The organism is Falsiruegeria litorea R37, assembly GCF_900172225.1.
Lineage (GTDB): Bacteria > Pseudomonadota > Alphaproteobacteria > Rhodobacterales > Rhodobacteraceae > Falsiruegeria > Falsiruegeria litorea.
This window is the reverse complement of sequence record NZ_FWFO01000001.1, coordinates 1,585,324-1,605,774: the sequence shown is the minus strand read 5'-3', so window position 1 is coordinate 1,605,774 and position 20,451 is coordinate 1,585,324. Positions and strand designations below refer to the sequence as shown.

At 61.2% G+C, this 20,451-nt stretch carries 21 protein-coding genes and 1 pseudogene; 17 read left to right on the top strand and 5 right to left on the bottom strand.

Annotation, left to right across the window (positions count from 1 at the left end; genetic code table 11):
- Nucleotides 1-4: 4 nt before the first annotated feature.
- The 11 genes and pseudogenes from TRL7639_RS07945 to TRL7639_RS07895 all read left to right on the top strand — a co-directional run bounded on the left by TRL7639_RS07945 (nt 5) and on the right by TRL7639_RS07895 (nt 9,747).
- Nucleotides 5-682: an orotate phosphoribosyltransferase gene (locus tag TRL7639_RS07945; RefSeq protein WP_085795187.1), complete on the top strand. Its 678-nt coding sequence runs from the start codon at nt 5-7 to the stop codon at nt 680-682.
- 199 nt (nt 683-881) lie between these two features.
- Nucleotides 882-2,372 (top strand): replicative DNA helicase, encoded by a 1,491-nt coding sequence (locus TRL7639_RS07940; protein WP_085795186.1) that lies wholly within the window; start codon nt 882-884, stop codon nt 2,370-2,372.
- A 74-nt stretch (nt 2,373-2,446) separates the two neighbouring features.
- On the top strand, nt 2,447-3,445 hold the full coding sequence (locus tag TRL7639_RS07935) for an agmatine deiminase family protein (protein WP_110647113.1): 999 nt from the start codon (nt 2,447-2,449) through the stop codon (nt 3,443-3,445).
- 160 nt (nt 3,446-3,605) lie between these two features.
- On the top strand, nt 3,606-4,544 hold the full coding sequence (locus tag TRL7639_RS07930; RefSeq protein ID WP_085795185.1) for an isopenicillin N synthase family dioxygenase: 939 nt from the start codon (nt 3,606-3,608) through the stop codon (nt 4,542-4,544).
- A gap of 46 nt (nt 4,545-4,590) precedes the next feature.
- Nucleotides 4,591-5,619: pseudogene (gene alr / locus TRL7639_RS07925) on the top strand (alanine racemase); the annotation flags it as partial.
- A gap of 104 nt (nt 5,620-5,723) precedes the next feature.
- Nucleotides 5,724-6,506, top strand: a complete 783-nt coding sequence (locus TRL7639_RS07920) for an MlaE family ABC transporter permease (protein ID WP_085795183.1) — start codon at nt 5,724-5,726, stop codon at nt 6,504-6,506.
- Nucleotides 6,503-6,943: a hypothetical protein gene (locus tag TRL7639_RS07915; protein ID WP_085795182.1), complete on the top strand. Its 441-nt coding sequence runs from the start codon at nt 6,503-6,505 to the stop codon at nt 6,941-6,943. Before TRL7639_RS07920 ends, TRL7639_RS07915 begins: the two co-directional genes overlap by 4 nt.
- Nucleotides 6,936-7,682 carry an ABC transporter ATP-binding protein gene (locus TRL7639_RS07910; protein ID WP_085795181.1) on the top strand — a complete coding sequence of 249 codons (747 nt, stop codon included), beginning with the start codon at nt 6,936-6,938 and terminating at the stop codon, nt 7,680-7,682. Before TRL7639_RS07915 ends, TRL7639_RS07910 begins: the two co-directional genes overlap by 8 nt.
- Entirely contained in the window at nt 7,679-8,230 is a 552-nt protein-coding gene (locus TRL7639_RS07905) for a hypothetical protein (RefSeq protein WP_085795180.1), read from the top strand. Before TRL7639_RS07910 ends, TRL7639_RS07905 begins: the two co-directional genes overlap by 4 nt.
- A 130-nt stretch (nt 8,231-8,360) precedes the next feature.
- Nucleotides 8,361-8,813, top strand: a complete 453-nt coding sequence (locus TRL7639_RS07900; RefSeq protein ID WP_085795179.1) for a paraquat-inducible protein A — start codon at nt 8,361-8,363, stop codon at nt 8,811-8,813.
- Between the two features lie 100 nt (nt 8,814-8,913).
- A complete protein-coding gene (locus TRL7639_RS07895) occupies nt 8,914-9,747 on the top strand; it encodes a DNA repair protein (protein ID WP_235820350.1) in 834 nt (277 codons plus the stop codon).
- On the opposite strand, the gene TRL7639_RS07890 is transcribed toward TRL7639_RS07895, so the two are convergent.
- Nucleotides 9,744-10,214, bottom strand: coding sequence for a DUF2867 domain-containing protein (locus TRL7639_RS07890; RefSeq protein WP_085795178.1), 471 nt, complete (start codon nt 10,212-10,214; stop codon nt 9,744-9,746). The two genes, TRL7639_RS07895 and TRL7639_RS07890, sit on opposite strands and share 4 nt — an antisense overlap.
- A gap of 214 nt (nt 10,215-10,428) precedes the next feature.
- Here TRL7639_RS07890 and radA point away from each other — a divergent pair, with 214 nt between their 5' ends.
- The 4 genes from radA (at nt 10,429) to purF (ending at nt 15,169) form a co-directional block, all read left to right on the top strand.
- A complete protein-coding gene (gene radA, locus TRL7639_RS07885; protein WP_085796309.1) occupies nt 10,429-11,790 on the top strand; it encodes a DNA repair protein RadA in 1,362 nt (453 codons plus the stop codon).
- Nucleotides 11,791-11,833: 43 nt separating this feature from the next.
- Nucleotides 11,834-12,388, top strand: a complete 555-nt coding sequence (locus TRL7639_RS07880; RefSeq protein WP_085795177.1) for a CvpA family protein — start codon at nt 11,834-11,836, stop codon at nt 12,386-12,388.
- Nucleotides 12,389-12,708: 320 nt separating this feature from the next.
- Nucleotides 12,709-13,275: a Hint domain-containing protein gene (locus TRL7639_RS07870; protein WP_085795175.1), complete on the top strand. Its 567-nt coding sequence runs from the start codon at nt 12,709-12,711 to the stop codon at nt 13,273-13,275.
- A 373-nt stretch (nt 13,276-13,648) separates the two neighbouring features.
- Entirely contained in the window at nt 13,649-15,169 is a 1,521-nt protein-coding gene (purF, locus tag TRL7639_RS07865) for an amidophosphoribosyltransferase (protein WP_085795174.1), read from the top strand.
- 209 nt (nt 15,170-15,378) lie between these two features.
- On the opposite strand, the gene TRL7639_RS07860 is transcribed toward purF, so the two are convergent.
- A complete protein-coding gene (locus tag TRL7639_RS07860; RefSeq protein ID WP_085795173.1) occupies nt 15,379-15,585 on the bottom strand; it encodes a cold-shock protein in 207 nt (68 codons plus the stop codon).
- 386 nt (nt 15,586-15,971) lie between these two features.
- On the opposite strand from TRL7639_RS07860, the gene TRL7639_RS07855 reads away from it, so the two are divergent.
- A complete protein-coding gene (locus TRL7639_RS07855) occupies nt 15,972-16,220 on the top strand; it encodes a hypothetical protein (RefSeq protein WP_085795172.1) in 249 nt (82 codons plus the stop codon).
- Nucleotides 16,221-16,262: 42 nt separating this feature from the next.
- Nucleotides 16,263-16,907, top strand: coding sequence for an SDR family NAD(P)-dependent oxidoreductase (locus TRL7639_RS07850; protein WP_085795171.1), 645 nt, complete (start codon nt 16,263-16,265; stop codon nt 16,905-16,907).
- Nucleotides 16,908-16,910: 3 nt separating this feature from the next.
- On the opposite strand, the gene TRL7639_RS07845 is transcribed toward TRL7639_RS07850, so the two are convergent.
- The 3 genes from TRL7639_RS07845 to pepT all read right to left on the bottom strand — a co-directional run bounded on the left by TRL7639_RS07845 (nt 16,911) and on the right by pepT (nt 20,294).
- Complete coding sequence (locus tag TRL7639_RS07845; protein ID WP_085795170.1) at nt 16,911-18,032, bottom strand: aromatic ring-hydroxylating oxygenase subunit alpha; 1,122 nt, start codon at nt 18,030-18,032, stop codon at nt 16,911-16,913.
- Nucleotides 18,033-18,125: 93 nt separating this feature from the next.
- Nucleotides 18,126-18,968 (bottom strand): ATP-binding protein, encoded by an 843-nt coding sequence (locus TRL7639_RS07840; RefSeq protein ID WP_085795169.1) that lies wholly within the window; start codon nt 18,966-18,968, stop codon nt 18,126-18,128.
- Between the two features lie 75 nt (nt 18,969-19,043).
- Nucleotides 19,044-20,294, bottom strand: coding sequence for a peptidase T (gene pepT / locus TRL7639_RS07835; RefSeq protein ID WP_085795168.1), 1,251 nt, complete (start codon nt 20,292-20,294; stop codon nt 19,044-19,046).
- Between the last annotated feature and the right edge of the window lie 157 nt (nt 20,295-20,451).

Here is a 20,451-nt window from a genome sequence, read left to right as displayed (position 1 = left end):
CACGATGATCCCAACCTCCTACCCCCCCGCCGAAGAAATCGCCCGCCTCACCGCCCGCATGTTGCTGGAGATCAAGGCCGTGCATTTCAACGCGCACGAGCCCTTCACGCTGGCCTCGGGCCTGCCCAGCCCGACCTATATCGACTGTCGCAAGCTGATCTCTTACCCGCGCATCCGCTCGACGCTGATGGACTTTCTGACCATCACCGTCATGCGCAACGCTGGGTTTGAGGCGTTCGACAACATCGCCGGTGGTGAGACCGCAGGCATCCCCTTTGCCGCCTTTGTCGCCGAGCGGATGGCCCTGCCGATGACCTATGTGCGCAAAAAGCCCAAAGGTTACGGCCGCAACGCCCGCATCGAGGGCGCGATGAGCGAAGGTGAGCGTGTTCTGCTGGTCGAGGATCTGACCACCGACGGTGGCTCGAAACTGTCGTTTGTGGATGCCATCCGCGAGACCGGCGCCACTTGTGGGCACACTGCCGTCATCTTCTACTACGGCATTTTCCCCGAAACCGAGAAGACCCTTGGCGATCATGGCGTGCAACTGCATTCGCTGTGTACCTGGTGGGATGTTCTGGCCGAGGCCAAGGCCCAAAACGCCTTTGACGCGGAAACGTTGGCAGAGGTCGAATCCTTCCTGAACGACCCGCGCGCCTGGCAGGAAGCCAACAAATCCTGACCTAAGGTCAGGTTTGCCATTGGCGGGTTTCCGCAGCGCGGTTTCCTGCCCCTCACCACAAAATGTTGGATTTTTGCCCGGATCCCCGTCAATATGATGGGGGTCGGGATATGCACATCTTATCCACACAAACATACAATTTGCTAGGAATCCCCCGCCTCGGCTATGACCTTGTGCTCAAGGGGATGCACACACCAAAATGAACGAGATCAGCAACATCGAGCAGGTACCGGCGCAGGTCCAGAATGCCGATACGATGCCGCATTCGGTCGAAGCAGAACAGCAACTGCTGGGCGCGATTCTGACCAACAATGACGTCTACGACCGGGTGGCATCGGTCATCGGACCGCAGCATTTCTACGACCCCGTGCACGCGCGCATCTATGAGATCGCCGCCGCACGGATCGCCAAGAATGCACTGGCCTCGCCGGTCACCCTCAAGGCCTTCATGGAAGACGACGAGGGGCTCAAGGAACTGGGCGGTCCTGCCTATCTGGTCAATCTGGCTGCCGCCTCGATCTCGGCCTTTGCCGTGCGTGACTATGCGCAGATGATCTATGATCTGGCGATCCGGCGCGAGCTGATTGGCCTGGGCCGCGATATCTCGGACAAGGCCGCCAAGGTCGATGTCGCCTCGGAACCGCGCGAGCAGATCGTCGAGGCGGAACAAAAGCTCTACAAGCTGTCGGAACAGGGCCAGACCGAAAGCGGCTTTGTGTCCTTCCTCAAAGCCGTGACCGAAGCAGTCAACACCGCCAACGCCGCCTATCAGCGCGACGGCGGTTTGGCCGGTGTCTCGACCGGTCTGATTGATCTGGACAAGAAACTGGGCGGCCTGCACCCGTCGGACCTTTTGATCCTGGCCGGGCGTCCCTCGATGGGGAAAACCTCGCTTGCGACCAACATCGCCTTCAACGTGGCCAAGGCGTACAAGAAGGGCATTCGCCCCGACGGCACCGAAGGCACCATTCAGGGCGGCGTTGTGGGCTTCTATTCGCTCGAGATGAGCTCGGAACAGCTGGCTGCGCGTATCCTGTCCGAGGCGGCCGAGGTGCCATCCGAGCAGATCCGCCGCGGTGACATGACCGAGACCGAGTTCCGCCGCTTTGTCGACGCCGCCAAATCGCTAGAGGCCTGCCCGCTCTTTATCGACGACACGCCCGCTCTGCCGATCAGCCAGCTGGCCGCCCGCGCCCGCCGCCTGAAGCGGACCCATGGGCTGGACCTGTTGATCATCGACTATCTGCAGCTCTGCCGGGGTACGGCGGAAAACCGTGTTCAGGAAATCGGCGAGATTTCCATGGGCATGAAGGCCATCGCCAAGGAACTCAACATCCCCGTCATCGCGCTGTCGCAGCTGTCACGTACGGTGGAAAGCCGCGACGACAAACGCCCGCAACTGTCGGACCTTCGTGAATCCGGCTCGATCGAGCAGGACGCCGACGTGGTGATGTTCGTGTTCCGCGAAGAATACTACGTGGAACGGGAAAAGCCCTCGGACGACCGGCTCGAGGAAATGGCCGCCTGGCAGGAACGTATGGAACGCCTGCACGCCCGCGCCGAGGTGATCATCGGCAAACAGCGTCACGGCCCCATTGGCACCGTGGATCTGTCGTTTGAGGGCCAGTTCACCCGCTTTGGCAACTTGGCCAAACCCTGGCAGCAGGACGGTGCCGACGAGGGGTATTGAAACCGCTCCGGATCACACGACGTCACGCCCTGGCCCAAATCGCCGGGGCGTCCCTGTATGTGGGAGGTGCCGGAATGGCGCTTGCAGATGGCTTTCGGGTTCCGCCCGAAGACGCACGCCACCAACGCACCTTCATGCAATGGCCGGTCTTTGCGCCCGTCTATGGCAAGGGCCGTTTCCTGCGTCGGACACAGGCCACCATCGCCGAAATCGCCAATACAATCGCCGCCTTTGAGCCAGTCACCCTGCTGGCCTCGCGCGATCAGCACGCGAAGGCGCGCAAGCTGCTCGCGGGCCAGGTCGAACTGTGGGACATTCCAACGGACGATCTGTGGTGCCGGGATGCCGGTCCGCTTTTTGCCAAGAACAGCGCCGGTCAGCTGTCTGTGCGTGGGGTGAAGTTCAACGGTTGGGGACGACGCTATCATCTGCGCAACGATGAACAAATCGCCCGCCGCGTGGCCGATCATCTGGGATTGCCGTTTGTTGACAGCGGCTTGCAGGGCGAAGCTGGCGGGGTTGAGGCCAGCGGCCATGGCCTATTGATGGCCAACGAAAGCAGTTGGGTGAACCCCAACCGCAATCCGGGAATGACCCGCGACCAGATCGAACACCGCCTGCTAGCCGCCTATGGTGCTGCGCAAATGATCTGGGGCAAAGGCGTCATGGGCCAGGACGTCACCGACGATCACATCGACGGCTTTGCGCGCTTCACCGGGCCCAAAACGGTGCTTATGATGCTCGACCCCGATCCCGATCCGGATGACGCTTATGCCCGTTCGGCCTTTGCCCTGCGTGACCGATTGCAAAGCGCGGGCCTTAAGGTCGACACCATCCCGCCCGGCTACGACGGTCGCGTGCGCAACCCCGATGAGTTGAGCAGCTACGCCAACTACTATGTCTGCAACGGCGCCGTCATCGCCTCGAACACCGGCGACCGGCGCGCTGATGCCACCGCCCGCGCGGCCCTTGCACGGCACTACCCCGGCCGCGAGGTGGTCATGTTGAACACAGATATCCTGGGCGAGCTTGGGGGCGGCATTCATTGCGCCACCCAGCAGATGCCCGCTTGACTTGGAGCGCCTCTTTCCGCCAGATGCGCCCATGACCCGCAAGTTCGCACATCTCGTGGTGCTGGAACGCCACTACGGCCACCGCCGTAAACGTTTCGCCGGATAGACCGGGGGCGGTTTGCCCCTGTTCCCATCCAACGAAACGTACAAAGGGTTCATCATGACCGAATTCACCGAAATCCCCGTCATTCGACTGGGGACCCGCCCCGATGCCGAGATCGCAGCCGAGTTTCGCGCCGCTTATGGCACCACCGGCTTTGGCTATATCGAAGACCACGGCATTGATCCGCAACTGATCGAGGATCTCTTCGACGCTTCCGCCCGCTTCCACGCCCTGCCGCTGGAACAGAAAATGGCTGTGGCCGCAGGCAAAACCCATCGCGGCTATATCCCGATCAACAGCTCCACGGACGTGAACTCAACCCTGGCCGATGTCACCAAACCAAACCAATCCGCCAGCTTCATGATGATGCGCGAGGATGCGCAGGCCGACGCGGGCATCTACCTCAGCGGCCCCAACCGCTGGCCCGAGCTAGCAGGTTTCCGCGAAGCGCTGGAGGCTTATGACACTGCCATGCGCCAGCTTGGCCGTCGCTTGATGAGCATCGCCCTGCAAGCCGCTGATGTTACGAACACATCCGTCCTGTCGGCGTTCGACACACCAACCACTTGGCTGCGCCTGTTGCACTATCCGCCACAACCCGAACGCAGCCCCGAGGACCTCTATGGCTCGGCGCCGCACACGGATTTCGGCTGTCTGACATTGCTCGTGCAGGACGATGTCGGCGGGCTGCAGGTCAAGACGCCTGCGGGCAACTGGGTCGATGTTCCCCGACGCGAAGGCACCTTTGTGGTGAACGTCGGCGATATGCTGCACCGGATGTCGAACGGCAAGTTGCTGTCCACTCCGCACCGTGTGATCAACCGATCTGGCCGCGAACGCTACAGTTGCCCGTTCTTCTACGATCCCCACGTGAACACGGTCATTGAACCGCTTCCAGGAACCGGCACGCCGAAATTCCCGCCGCTCAAATTCGCCGATTTCCTGCGATCCGAGCTTGAAGCGGCCTATGATGCGCATAAACCCGCCGCCAATTAGGGTATTTCCCCCTTGACCTATGGCCTACGCCTGTCAAGAACGGGCCATGAGTACTGCAAGACTGACGATCGATCTGGGCGCGCTCGCCGACAACTGGCGGGCGCTGGATGCAAAAACCTCTGTCGAGACCGCCGCGGTGGTCAAGGCGGACGGCTATGGGCTGGATGCGGGCCGCGTGTCGCGGGCCCTGGCTGATGCAGGCGCGCGCCACTTCTTTGTGGCCGCCGCCGAAGAGGGCATTGCCGTGCGCCGCGCCGTGGGTCCCGGCCCGCGCGTGTCGGTCTTTTCCGGTCACATGGCAGGCGACCGTGACGTGCTGCGCGACAACAATCTGACGCCGATGATCAACTCGGTCGATCAGATGCTGCGCCATGTCGAGGAACTGCCGGGCCACGCATTCGGCATCCAGCTCGACACAGGCATGAACCGACTGGGGATGGAGCCTGACGAATGGGCCGCCCTGCGCGAGATCGCGTTGCAGCAGAACCCGGTTCTGATCATGTCGCACCTGGCCTGCGCCGATGAGCCAGGACATGAGATGAACCGCAAACAACTGCGCGTTTTCAAAGAGATGACGAGCGAACTTGACGCTCCCAAATCACTCGCAGCCACCGGTGGATTGCTGATGGGCCCTGATTACCACTTTGACCTGTGCCGTCCCGGCGTCGGCCTTTATGGCGGGGAGCCGTATGACGAGGCCAAGGCCGTTGTAACGGTCGACATCCCCGTGATCCAGATCCGCGACGTCGCCGTGGGTGAAACTGTCGGCTACTCCAACAAATGGACCGCCCAGCGACCCTCACGCATCGCCACGATTGCGGCGGGCTACGCTGACGGGTTGATCCGCGCCATCGGCAACGGCATCGACGTCTATGTCGGCGACATCGCCTGCCCCGTGGTGGGCCGCGTTTCGATGGACATGATCACCGTCGATATCACCGACATCGAGGGCACGCCTGATGCCGTGCAAATCCTGAACCGTCGCCAAACCGTCGATGACCTGGCCGAAGCTGCCGAGACCATCGGCTATGAAATCCTGACCTCGATGGGCCGCCGCTATGCGCGCCATTACACCGGCGCCGACAAACTGGCCGCGCAGGCCAGCTCGGACGCGTTGGAGAGCATCCAGCAGAAACTCCAGCGCAAGCGCCCGGAACTGCTGCGCGAAGGGCGCGCCGGATGAACCCCATTTCGATGTTGGGACACCTCGGTCGGGCCGTCCTGACCGTCATGGCGGCCTTTGGCCGGGTGGCGATCTTTGCGCTGGATGCGTTGTCGCACATGCTGCGCCCGCCGTTCTACCCGCGTGAGTTTGGCGTGGCCTTGCTCAACATCGGCTGGCTGTCCCTGCCCGTCGTCGGCCTGACCGCGATCTTTACTGGCGGCGCTTTGGCGTTGCAGATCTACGCAGGCGGCGCGCGCTTCAACGCCGAGGCCGTGGTGCCCCAGATCGTTGCCATCGGCATGGTGCGTGAACTTGGCCCCGTTCTGGTGGGTCTGATGATCGCGGCCCGCGTCACCTCCTCTATCGCCGCGGAAATCGCGACGATGAAAGTGACCGAGCAGATCGACGCGCTGGTGACGCTTTCGACCCACCCGATGAAGTACCTTGTCGCGCCCCGTGTTCTGGCCGCCTTGCTCACCGTACCTGTGCTGGTGGCCGTCGGTGACATCATCGGCATTGCGGGCGGCTACACCGTCGCAGTGCAGAACCTGGGCTTCAACTCTGCGGCCTATCTGCGCAACACCGTTGACTTTCTCGAGATGCGCGACATCGTTTCCTCTCTTGTCAAAGGCGCCGCCTTTGGCACCATCGCCGCCATCATGGGCTGCTACTACGGCATGAACTCGGGCCGAGGGGCCCAGGGCGTGGGCCGCGCCACCAAAGGCTCGGTCGAGGCCGCCGCCGTTCTCATCCTGGCCGCCAACTTCGTCCTGACCGGAGTGTTTTTCTCGCTATGACCCGTCTGATCCTGTCCGCCGCCACCGCAATCGCCCTGTCGCTTCCCCTGACGGCCAGTGCGCAAAGCCAACTGCTTGGGGAGTTCAACACCCAACGGCTGGAACAGACCATGGGCTTTGACGCCGAGCTGCGCCAGATCGCCTTTGGCTTCCTGCAGGGGATGACCAAAGCTCAGGCGCATGACTTCCTGGTCGCTGAACGCTTCCGCTGCCTCGAAGGGGTTTGCGAGCGTGTGATCGTCGACAAGGAAACCGCGTCCGAGGCGGGTAAGACGTTCGGCAAACGCCGCACCACCCGCGCTACTTTTGCCATTACGCTGCTGGCGGACGTCATCCGCTCGCCGCAGGACATCGCCGCCAACTTCCGCTACGAAACCGGCGAAGTCCCCTGGCACCGCCGCCCCAAGGACAGCGATTTCACGGTGCTCTATGATTAAGCTCGGCAACGTCAAAAAGTCGTTTGGCGGCAACCACGTGCTGCAAGGTCTGAACCTTGAGATCCCCAAGGGGTCATCCATGGTGATCATCGGCGGATCGGGCACCGGCAAATCGGTTGCCTTGAAATGCGTCCTTGGCCTGATCACACCAGACAGCGGCACGATCACGGTCGACGGCCAAGACGCCAGCAAGGGCGACCGCGACGCGTTTCTGGCAAAGTTTGGGATGCTGTTTCAGGGCGGCGCGCTATTTGACAGCCTCACCGTCTGGCAAAACGTGGCTTTCCGCCTGCTGCGCGGCTCGCTCAAACGCCCGACGGATGAGGCACGCGAAATCGCCATCGAAAAACTGCGCCGCGTGGGGCTAAAGGCGGATGTGGCCGACCGCCTGCCCGCCGAGCTCTCGGGTGGCATGCAAAAACGCGTGGGCCTTGCCCGCGCCATCGCCGCCGAGCCCGAGATCATCTTCTTTGACGAGCCCACAACGGGCCTCGACCCGATCATGTCCGGCGTCATCAACGACCTGATCCGCGAGATCGTGGTCGAAATGGGTGCCACCGCGATGACCATCACCCACGACATGTCCTCGGTCCGGGCGATTGCCGATAACGTCGCGATGCTCCACAACGGCGTGATCCAATGGACCGGCCCTGTTGCCGACATGGACGCCAGCGGCGACCCGCATCTGGATCAATTCATCCACGGCCGCGCCGAGGGGCCGATTGAGGCTGTAAGGTGAAAATTGAGCGTTGGAGATCATTTACTCTTTTTGCTAGGCAGTATCTAAACGCCGTCGACATATTATCAGCTAGCGATTTCCCGCACATACACCCCGATACTTTTGCCGTAGGCCCGATTTACAACTCTTTAGGGTTGGCTGCCGAGCTCACATTCAAAGCTATTCTATTGAAAGAACTGAACTACGACCTTTCAAAGCTGAGATCGCTGGGGCACAATCTTCGAGCATTGTACGTCTCTTGCGATGCTGCATTCGATAGAGTGAAATTTGAAAAGGATGTTTTTGTATGGTCTGGAATGAACCTTAAAATTCCTTTGAGCATCAAAGAATTCTATGAGGAAGTCGGTCTGCCCGAGAAGACATACTTTCATTTCTCAGTCCAACTAGAAGCGCTGAACTTCAACTACAATCGCGACCAAGATACTCAAGAGAAATTTGCCACACGATATCTATCAAGCTCATTGAAAGCGCGCCAGGTGCGAGTTCCAATCATACGATTTGGTCTTAATGAGCTTTTGCGTCCTATCGAAGAAAAAGCGAAACTTTAAGCCACTTCGATTGCAACTTCGTGTCCACCCCTTCTTCTTGCCCCAAATATCCCGGGGGAATCGCCCAACGGGCGATGGGGGCAGCGCCCCCAACCTTGCACCACCTCCCCCAAACACATAGATCGCGCTCATGCTTTTACGCCTGGCCACCCTCTCGCTGTTGATCCTCTACCCCATCGCGTGGTTTGCACCGCTCATGCGCGCAGGGTTACTGCCGATCTTCGGCCTGTCCGAGATCAGCGTCCTCACCGGCCTACAGGCGCTTTGGGCCAGCGACATCTTTCTGGCGCTTCTGGTGACCTTTTTCGCGATCTTCGCCCCCTACCTCAAAACACTCGGCCTGGCCCTGGTGCAATGGAACCTGCTCGACACCCGCACCTTTCCCGTCCTGCACGTGCTGGGAAAGCTGGCGATGGCAGACATCTTTCTGGCCGCGATCTACATCACCGTTGTCAAGAGTATTGGTGTCGGAACCATCGAACCGGCCTGGGGTCTCTATATGTTCACAGCATGCATTTTGGCGTCGATGTTGCTGGGACACCTCAGTGAACGCGCCCTCAAGCAGGATAAGGAAAGCCCCTAATTGCTTGAAAACCAATATTTGTGTATCATCTTAAAAGTTCGAGCAGCAAAGTGATTGATTGGCCGGGTCCGCTGGGGGGCGCTCCGCATTTTATGTGAGCATGATTCCGCTGATCCCGGTGCCGCATTGGTTTCGGTCGGAAAGGTTGCCCATGTCCACCATTCGTAAGCTGGTATTTCGTATCCAAGCTCTCTTCATACGCCTTGCCTTCTTCCTCATATGTATCGCCGCCTTTGCAGGGGTTTTGGCAACGCTTCTGTCGGCCACCGGCGTCTGGCCGTGGCTGTCACTGCAGGCCGGGATCGATGGGCAAATGCATCCGCAGGCGGGCATGGTTGCTCAGATCGGCTTGACCTGTCTGGCGGTGATGCTGGCCTTCTACCTGCCCGCCAATGGTCGCATTCTGGCGCTGGAGCGCTCGCACCGAGACTTTCATATCCACATGAATGACGTTGCCGTGGCCTATCATGCCGCCCATGCCGCCGACCGGGCCGATACCTTTCAACTCGCGTCCGAGTTTGACGCGGTCAAGGACCGGCTGGCGTTTCTGCGCGAACACCCCGAACTGGGCGATCTGGAGCCCGAGGTGTTGGAATTGGCGGCTCAGATGAGCCAAGTCAGCCACGAGTTGGCCGACATCTATTCCGACGCCAAGGTCGACCGCGCGCGCACATTCTTGCGGCAACGGCAGGAAGAGATGGAGCAATTCAACACCCGGCTCGATGAGGCCAAGATCATCATGCACGAGCTGCGGCAATGGACCCGCGATGTCGAAATTGATGAATCCGTTGCCAAATCCCAGCTGTCTCGCCTGCGCGAAGAGCTCTTTGAATTGCTGCCTGAACTGTCAGCGCAACTGCAAAGCCCCCCTGATGGCACCGACCCGGACGAAGGCTCAGTTGTGCCGCTGCAATCTTCGCGCTCCAAGGACTAAGCCACAGAAGCCTGCAACGCCCTCAAGTTCCTGGCCACAATCCGTTTGTGAACTGGACGCACCGGGATCATGTAAAGGCGCCCAAACCAGTTGTGCGTCTTGACGGATGAGGTGATCGAGATGTCGCGACCGTCAACGGATACACAGGTCATCACATCCAGATGCCGGTCCCGTTCCGTCAGCACCAGTATCTGATCGCTCACCGCTTCCACCAGAAAGAAATCCAGCTTATCCCCGACCTCGACGCGCTCGGGAACGCGACCTGAAAACCCGCCAATCCGCTTGACGCCAAACTTTGACGCCACCGCATCGCGGATCCGAAACGCCAATTGCATCAACGGCATCGGCTGCGTCATGATCATCCGCCACGCCTCAAGCGCGCTCAGCGACCGCGCCAGTGTCACTGACTGGCGATCCAGAAAATCCAACTCGTTCTCTGCTCCAACCAACCTGGGCTCAGACTGCATCGCACTACACGTCCTGTTTTCCTGTTGCACCACCCCAATCTGTGCACCACATCTCCCCGGACCAATCGGTCCTTTCGCCACAGCCCTCCACCGCAATCTGCCCCAAGGCCGCGCCGATGGCCCCACCGGGGCCTGAGGCGCGGCCTCCGCCACCGGCAGCGACAAATGCCCGTCAGGGCTTGAGGAGCTGCCACCCATGGGGCATCAAGGCGCCATGGCAAAGACAACTTTCTCCTGCTCCGCCTGTGGGGCCTCCTTCTCCAAATGGTCCGGCCGCTGCGAAGGCTGCGGCGAATGGAACACCATCTCTCAGGACAAGGGCCTCTCGACCGGCCCAACCTCGAAATCGCTTGGTGCAAAGCGCGGGCAATCCATCATCCTCACCGACCTCTCGACCGAGGAAACGCCCCCGCCCCGCACCCTCAGCGGGATGGGAGAGCTCGACCGCGTTCTGGGCGGCGGCCTTGTGCCTGCCTCAGCCATCCTGGTCGGCGGCGATCCGGGCATCGGCAAATCGACCTTGCTGCTACAGGCGGCGGCGCAGTTTGCCCGCTCGGGCCTCAAAACCCTCTATGTTTCCGGCGAAGAGGCCAGCGCACAGGTCCGCATGCGCGCCAAACGTCTGGGGTTGAGCGACGCGCCGGTGCAGTTGGCGGCTGAAACCAACCTGCGCGACATCCTGACAACGCTCGAGGCGGAAAAGCCCCAGCTTGCCATTATTGATTCGATTCAGACCATGTGGGCCGACAATGTGGACAGCGCCCCCGGCTCCGTCTCCCAGGTCCGCGCCGCCGCGCACGAGCTGACGACCTTTGCCAAACGCCATGGCGTCTCGATCGTCATGGTCGGCCACGTCACCAAAGAAGGCCAGATCGCTGGCCCCCGCGTGGTCGAACATATGGTCGACACCGTGCTCTACTTCGAAGGTGAGCGGGGTCACCAGTTCCGCATCCTGCGCGCGGTCAAGAACCGCTTTGGTCCCGCGGACGAGATCGGCGTCTTTGAAATGACCGGCGGCGGGCTGGCTGAGGTTATCAACCCCTCGGCCCTCTTCCTGTCGGAACGTGGCGAACCCAGCCCCGGTTCGGTGGTCTTTGCGGGCATCGAAGGGACACGACCCGTTCTGGTCGAGATGCAGGCGCTGGTCGCCCCCTCGCCGCATTCGCAACCTCGCCGCACGGTCGTAGGCTGGGACGGCGGGCGGCTCGCCATGATCCTTGCGGTACTCGAGGCGCGCTGCGGCATCCCTTTTGCCGGACTCGACGTCTATCTGAACGTCGCAGGGGGCATGAAAATTTCCGAACCCGCCGCCGACCTGGCTGTGGCCGCCGCCCTACTCAGCGCCCGCGAAGACGCGGCACTCCCCGCAGATACGGTGGTTTTCGGCGAGATTTCCCTCTCAGGCGCCCTCAGACCGGCACCGCAGACGGAAAACAGGTTGAAAGAAGCGCAAAAACTTGGTTTCACCTCAGCCATTGCTCCGGCTGGCGGCAAAACGGGCACAGGTGGCGGGCTGACGTTGAAACGTCCCGCAGATCTGACCGGTTTTGTTGGCGAAACCTTCGGAGCAGGATAAGGTCGCCCACACGGGCGGGCGGACGAGAAAACAGGCGAGGGCCATGGAAGGTTTTACCATTATCGACGGGGTTGTGGCCCTGATCATCGTTGTGTCGGCGCTGCTGGCCTATTCGCGCGGCGTCGTGCGCGAGGCCATGGCGATCGCCGGTTGGGTCGCTGCCGCTGTGCTGGCCTTCATCTTTGCGCCCCAGGCGATGCCCTTGATCAAGGAACTGCCCGTGGTGGGTGAGTTTCTGACCGGCAGCTGTGAGCTGTCGATCATCGCGGCCTTTGCCGCCGTCTTTGCCCTGGCCCTGATCATCGTCAGCTTCTTCACCCCGCTCTTTTCCTCGCTCGTGCAGCGTTCCGCGCTTGGCGGGTTGGATCAGGGGCTCGGGTTCTTCTTTGGCGTGGCGCGTGGCATCCTGCTGGTGGCTGTGGCCTTCTTTGTCTATGACACCGTCATGACCGGCCAGAACTTCACCATTGTGGATGAAAGCCGCTCGGCCCAGGTCTTTGCCCGCATGACCGGCCAGATCGAAGCCCAGAACCCCGAAGCCGCTCTGGGTTGGGTCACGCAGCAGTACGAAAACCTGGTTGGTGCCTGCTCGCAGTAAGTCCCACGAGACTCCCAAGACGACAAAGGCAGCCCATGGGCTGCCTTATTTTTTCCCCGATCCTGCCCCGGACCAACCCCGGCTCTGCCCCCGAATCGCTCAGGTCACCTTGCAGGATGATCCTGTTAACCCCTTGCCTTGGTTAACCATTCCTTACTCCGTGTTCTCGCAGGGGTCGGAATCCCCTCGCCTCGCCCCACTCTGTTCGCGCTCTGGAAACAGTTCGCCAATTCGGCCTTAATCGTGTCGAAAATTTGGCAAACTTCCCCGGCTTCTCTGAAGACAGTCCAGAACAGACACAGCACCCGGAGGACCCCGTTATGCATCTCAAGCACGAAACCGCCTTTGCCCATTATACCCCGGCACCGAAAACGCAGCCCGGCCTGATCGCCGGAACGCGGGTCGAGACGCCCCAAGGCTGGATGCAGGTTCAGGATGTCACCCCCGGCACCCGCGTGGCCACCTATGACGGTGGGTTCCGCCCCGTAAGCAAGGTCACACAGCAGGCCGAGGCCACATCGCTCTGGCGGGTACCCGGCGGTGCTATGGGCACCTGCTCGGACCTGTGCCTGCCTGACGGTCAATACATGGCCCTGAGGGATCCAGCCTGCCGCCGCCTATTTGGCTTGCCCTTGGTGCTGACGCCTGTTTCGGCCCTGGCCGGACACTGCGGCATTCACAAGGTCCAAGCCAGAACCGCACAGGTCCACCGCCTGCATTTTGCCGAGGATGAGATTCTCTGGGCCCAGACGGGTGCCCTGATCCACGCAGGCGCGGACGCACCAGAGGCACCAGACACACCCTATCGCAAGCTCAGCTATGGCGAGACCCGCGCGTTGCTCTTGATGATGCAGCAGCACTGCTATGCCCCCGATCTGGCAGTCTGAGCGAGCGTTCCATCCCCTGCGGCAAAAAAGATATGTGATCCTTTCGTGACAGAACGGATCAGAGGCATTATGTGGGGGCCAACACTCGCAACGGAATCGGAGCTGCCTGCCTTGCCTCGCCCGCAGATGCCCCCCGCCGACCGGACCGGCCCCACGTTTTGGGCCGTGCCGCAACACATAAACGACGCACCCGACATGTCCCCGGACAGCTAACCGCACGACAGGTCCGCCATGTTCCGGTGCTGTCGAGTTGACGCTGCAATCGACGCTCCATTTTGGCCGATCTTGATCTATACTGCCGCCACGGCACCACCACATCGCCAACTGCAGCAACACCTCACGCGGATAGATCCGCAGATTTTGGAGCCACCACATGTGCGGGATTTTGGGGATCGCAAGCCGGACAGACGAAGTCTTTGCCGAGATTTATGACGGCCTGTTGATGCTGCAACACCGGGGTCAGGACGCCTCGGGCGTGGTGACCTATACGGGCGAAAACTTTCGCGAGCGCAAGGCCAATGGCCTGGTCAAGGATGTGTTCAAGGCCGAAGACGCCGATACCCTGCGCGGCAAGATCGGCATGGGCCACGTGCGCTATCCCACCGCAGGATCGCTGAGCGCAGCCGAGGCGCAGCCGTTTTTCGTGAACGCGCCCTATGGCATCTATCTGGTTCACAACGGCAATATCACCAACACCGAAGAGCAGCGCGAAAAGGTCACCGCGAAATACAGCCGCCACCTGCGCACCACGTCGGATTCGGAAATCCTGTTGAACGTGTTGGCCGACAAGGTGGCCGACGCGATCAAGGTCAACGGCAACGCCGATCCGATCCGCAACCTGTTTGCGGGCGTGAAAATGACCATGGAGCGCATTCAGGGCGCCTATTCCGTCATCTGCCTAATCGCAGGTGTTGGCATGCTGGCCTTCCGCGACCCCCACGGCATCCGGCCCTTGTCGGTCGCCAAGCGTGACGTGGACGGCGAAGGCGACGATTACTCCTTTGCGTCTGAAGATGTGGCCTTTGGCATCAACGGCTTTACCAAGCTGCGCGACCTGGAACCTGGCGAGGCGATGCTGGTCGATCTCGACGGCAACCTGCACGAGTTCCAGGCGGTTGAAGGCAACCTGACGCCCTGCATCTTCGAATACGTCTACCTCGCCCGCCCGGATTCGCTGCTCGATGGGATCTCGGTCTACAAGACTCAGATGCGCATGGGCCAAACTCTGGCCAAACAGATCGAAGAGAGCGGGCTCGACATCGACCGGATCATCCCGGTGCCCGACAGCGCGCGGCCCGTCGCGCTGGAGGTGGCCAAAGCCACCGGTATTCCCTACCGCGAAGGTCTGGTGAAAAACCGCTATGTGGGCCGCACCTTCATCATGCCCGGCCAGGCCGAGCGCCAGAAATCGGTGCGCCGCAAGCTCAACGCCATCCCGCTGGAGTTTGACGGTCACAACGTCCTGCTGATCGACGATTCCATCGTGCGCGGCAACACCATCAAGAAAATCGTCGAGATGTGCCGCGAGGCCGGCGCCAAAAAGGTATATATCGCCTCTGCCTCGCCGCCGGTGATCTTTCCCAACGTATATGGCATCGACATGCCCACCAAGCATGAGCTGATCGCCAACGGGTTGAGCATCGAGGAAATCCGCGAAGAACTGGGCGCAGACGCGCTGTTCTACCAAAACCTCGATGACCTGATCTGGGCCGCACAAGAGGGCAACCCCGAGATCAAACAGTTCGACTGCTCTTGCTTTGACGGCAACTACATCACTGGTCTGGACGACAGCTATCTCGACACGCTGGAAACCAGCAGCCGCGTGAGCCAGAAAATCGAAGACATGCCCGCAACCGGATCGTCCTGGAACGCAGCCAAACTGGCGTCGGGCTGAGATTTATTGCCAGTGCGTGAAATCGGTTGGGATTGATCAGACTTCAGACAGTTCGCGCTGTCTGGAGTTTTGGCGCGCGGTGATCAAAGGCCATCCGCGTTCGGGGTGACTGTCGCCAGAGTTGCCAACAGGGTGCCCTAAACGCAAAACGCGGCCCACAAATGGGACCGCGTTTCAATTGCTCTACAAGTGCAGAGACTTGTGCCAGCTTATGCCAGTGCGATGTTCGACGCGGACTCGCGGCCATCACGGCCGGGCTCGATATCGAAAGTCACTTTCTGGTTGTCGGCAAGGCCGGTCAAACCAGCCCGCTCGATCGCAGAGATGTGCACAAACACGTCTTTGCTGCCGCCGTCGGGCGCGATGAAGCCGAAGCCTTTAGTTGCGTTGAACCATTTTACGGTGCCAGTGGCCATATCCGTAGTCTCCTATTGGTGCTGCCCGCGTTGGTGCGTCAGCTTGGCGTTGTCGGTCTGGATCGAAGGACTGAACGCCGAAATCGGGAGACAGTTGGTCGAAAAAGAAAAACGTTAGCAATCCGGCATATGGGGCGCATCGCCCCGGACCGCAAGGGGTGATTTGCATTATTTCAAAAAAAGCCTCAATTTTGTCCAGTGCATTGATACCGGTGGCAAGAGCTGACGGCCTGGGTTGTGCCTCAAGGATAGCGCTCACGCGCGACTCACCGTGCAGTTGCAGCAAAACCCCGCCCACGGGTGCTTCCGTCCACTTTAACCTCTCTCATAGGCCTGATAGGTCCCCGCTTCGGTAAACCAGTTCCGAGCTTTTTGGGGAAACGCTCATGTCCAATTCCACTGTCAACAAGGCGGCCACTCAGCCGGGTTCGATCAAACGCAACAGCACCTCCGTTTTGGGCGTCTTTGGCGCCCAGGGTAACATGCGTGCGCTTGTACGCACGTCGTCGGGCCGTGTGAAACAGATCAAGCCCGGGGCGCGGATCAATTCCGCCAAGGTCGTCGGCATCGACAAAGACGGGCTGATCCTGCAGAAAAACGGCCGGACAGAGCGGCTGAACATCGCGGGCGGCTGATCTGCCCTTGACGGGTCCCGCAACTGGGTCCAAACCGCGCCCATGACCGAGACAGCACACCTAGCCCTGATTACTGGCGCCTCGCGCGGCCTTGGCGCCGCTCTGGCCGAAGCGCTTGCGCCCACCCATCACGTCATCGCCGTGGCCCGCACCACCGGCGCGCTCGAAGAACTGGATGACCGCATTCAGGCAGCGGGCGGCACAGCGACGCTGGCGCCGATGGACATCACTGATCCAAACGCCATGGCAACGCTTTGCCGGGGCATCCATGACCGCTGGGGCAAGCTGGACCTGTGGCTGCACACCGCCATCCACGCCGCGCCCCTGACGCCTGCAAATTTCGTCGATCCCAAGGATTGGAATAAGTCACTGGCGGTCAACACCACCGCGACATCGGTCCTGATCCCCTATGTCGCGCCCCTGCTGGGCCACGAAGGGCAAGCCGTCTTCTTTGACGACCCAAAGGCGGGCGAGAAGTTCTTTGGCACCTATGGCGCCACCAAGGCCGCGCAGATGGCACTGGCGCGCAGTTGGGCGGCCGAGACGGTCAAAACCGGCCCGCGTGTCACCATTGTGGAACCTGCGCCCATGCCCACCGCCTTGCGCGCGCGCTTCCATCCGGGCGAGGACCGCGAGGCGTTGGCTTCGGTCGCGGATGAGGCGGCAAAGATCATCGCCGACCTCTGACCCTCAGATCGCGTCGCTGTACCAGCGGGTAAAACTGGCCACGTTGGGCTCCAGATCCGGTTGGAACCGCCCCGGCACCGCGTCGGGGCATTCCATCCCGCGTTGCTGGTTGACCAGTGCCGGCACATCCTCGGCCAAGGCTGCATCGAGCCGCTCCAGGTAAGCTGCCACGCGGGTGTCAAACCCCGGCAGCGCGCAGGTCTCGGGGTGGAAACACGCCGTCTGCACCACCTTGCAGCGGTTCGGAGCCAGCGGATAGGCCTCGTAACACCACAGCGCGTCCGTGTTGGCGGCGAACGTCATGTTCGGAAACACCCACGTATAGCGCGCGCCTTGCGTCGCCTGCCCCGTCAGCCCCGGCATATCGGGCAGCGCGCTGTCCTGCGCGCTTTCCAGCAGCGCCCCGGTCCCCTCGGTCCGCCCGAACTGTGTGGCAAAAGCTCCCGTCACCTGATCCGCCGGATCGGGCGTGGCATAGATGCTATCGATCGAATCGGGGTGCACAAACGGCAAGTGGTAGTACTCGTTGAACACCTCTAGGAACATCTTCCAATTGCAATCGACCTCCAGCTCGCGCCGCCGCACTGTGCGCAGCTCGGCCAATGGCCAAGGCGCGTGGAGGTCGAGGAATTCACCCAGATGATCATCCAGCGGACCTGCCGCCTGATCGAGACAAACAAAGACAAACCCGGCCCGCTCTTCGGCGCGATAGGCGATCAACCCGTTGTCGGCCCGGTCAAACCCCTTGGCCGCCTCCATCTGAGGCGCCGAGACCAGCCGCCCATCAAGCGCATAGAACCAGGAATGAAATGGGCAGCGAATGCCCTTGCAGGTTCCTTCTCCATCGACCAGGCGCGCCCCTCGGTGGCGACACGTATTGGCATAGGCACGCAGCTGACCGTCCTTGTCGCGCAACAGCAAAACAGTCTGGCCCGCAAAATCCAGCGTGATGTAGTCCTCTGGACCAACCACCATGTCCGAGCGCCCAACACCAACCCACCCACGGCGGAAAAATCCCTCCACCTCAGCGTGTTGCGAGCCATCTGTGATGTAACACTGCGGTGGCAGGCTTGACGCCTCTTCGGCCGATCTGCGGCAGTTTTCAAACCCCAACTCGTCCCGCATGGCTGATGTCCTCCCTGACTGGCTGCGCACATGTCGCGTCAGAGGTCGCAGCCTGTCTGTTCCGAAAACGTCATGGTCGACGGTTTCAAGCGCCTATCCCAAGGCGACCCCATTCCGCCCCGCCAGATCGCAAAAGAACTGCCAGGCGACCCGACCCGAGCGCGCGCCCCGCGTGGCTTGCCATTCGATCGCTTCCGCCCGCAGGGTGACCGCGTCGATGCTGAGACCATAGGCCTCGCAATAGCCGTCGATCATCGCCAGGTATTCATCCTGATCACAGGGATGAAAGCCCAGCCACAACCCAAAGCGGTCGGACAGAGAGACCTTCTCCTCTACGGCCTCGGAGGGGTTGATCGCGCTTTGACGCTCGTTCTCGATCATGTCGCGCGGCATCAGGTGGCGCCGGTTCGAGGTGGCGTAGAACAGCACATTCTCGGGTCGTCCTTCGATGCCGCCATCCAGCACCGCCTTGAGGCTCTTGTAATGCTGGTCATCATGACTGAACGACAGGTCGTCACAAAACAGGATGAACCGATGCTTTGACCCGCGCAAGTGGTTCAACAGCCGCGCGACCGACGGCAGATCCTCGCGCTGCAACTCCACCAGTTTCAGGTCCGGGTGATCGGCGTGAACCGCGCCATGTACCGCCTTGACAAGGCTGGATTTTCCCATACCTCGCGCGCCCCAAAGAAGTGCGTTGTTCGCCCCAAATCCGGCCGCAAAACGACGGGTGTTGTCCAGCAACGTGTCCCGCGACCGGTTTATCCCCACCAACAGTTCCAGCGCCACCCGATTGACACGCGGCACCGGCTCCAGACGATCCGGTTCGACATGCCAGACAAAGGCGCTGGCCGCGTCGAAATCAGGTGCTGCCAAAGGGGCCGGTGCCATGCGTTCCAGCGCCTCGGCAATGCGGGTCAGGGTCATCTCGTTCATGTCACTCACGGCGGCGATCCTCTGCAATCTTCTGAGACCGGACAAAGCAGGTTTGCGCTGCCCGCACAAGCTCCCTCACCCCTTGGCCCCCCGCTCCACCAGGCTCAGGCAAACCTTGGTGGCCAGCGCCATATCCTGGACCGAAATCCATTCCTTGGGTCCGTGAATGCACTGCATGCCGGTAAAGATGTTCGGCGTCGGCACGCCCATTTCCGTCAAGCGCGAGCCATCGGTGCCGCCCCGGATCGGGACCGAGAGCACCTCGACCCCGTTGTCGGCACAGGCCGCGCGGGCCAGGTCCACCGGGGTCATGTCGTTTTCCAGCCAATAGCGCATGTTGCGGTACTGCGGGTAGATCTCGCAGGTGATCTGCGCCCGAGGCTCGGTCGCCTGCACGGTGGCACAGACCTGTCGCAGCAGATCGCCCTTGGCCGCCAGCCCATCCCGCTCAAAATCGCGCAGGATAAATTTCAGCTCCATCTCGGACGAGCCGCCATTCATGTCGCCCAGATGAATGAACCCCTCGCGCCCATCGGAGGTTTCGGGCTGCATCGTCGCCTGCGGCAGGGTCTGCACGATCTTGGCGGCCAGATGGGTGGCATTGACCATCTTGTCCTTGGCATAGCCGGGGTGGATCGACACGCCTTTGATGGTCACCACCGCCCGGTCGGCCGAGAAGCTCTCGTACACCACCTCACCCGCGACACCACCATCCAGCGTATAGGCAAAATCCGCCTTAAGATCGCGCGCCAGACGGTCGTCAAAGCCACAACCAATCTCCTCGTCTGGGGTAAAGGCAATGCGCAGCGGCGGGTGCTCTGCGCCGCTCGCATTCAACAGCTCGCGCGCCATGGTCATGATGATCGCAATACCCGCCTTGTCGTCACCGCCCAGCAGGGTCAGACCGGACGCCGTGATGATGTCATGTCCCACCTTGGTGCCCAAATAGGGATGATCCTTGGGCGAGAGCACCAGATCGGCATCATCGGGATAGGTGATATCGCCGCCATTGTACCCCTCGATCACGCGCGGTTTTACCCCGGTGGCGTTGAACTGCGGTGCCGTGTCCACATGGGCCAGAAACCCGATCGTCGGGCCGGGGACCGTGCCCGGCACCGTCGCCAGCACCACGCCATAGTCGGTCAGTTCCACGTCGCTCGCCCCGATCTCGACCAGCTCTTGTTCCAATAGACGCAGCATATCCCACTGGCATTCGGTGCTGGGTGTGATGCCCGTGGTCTCATCGCTTTGGCTGTCGATGGCGGCATAGCGCATCAGGCGATCTTGCAGCTCGGCGTCAAAGTGGGTCTTTGCGGTCTCGGTCATGGGCTCTCCAGATGATAGGGGGGGACAGGCGCCACAGGCACCCACCGTTGCGCCCATTCATTGCGCAAGTGGGGCCGAACGGCAACGCGTCACTGTCCGCTTTGACACCAAACAGGCCCGAGCTTGGCCGTAGAATTTGGTAACAACCGGAGGGCGG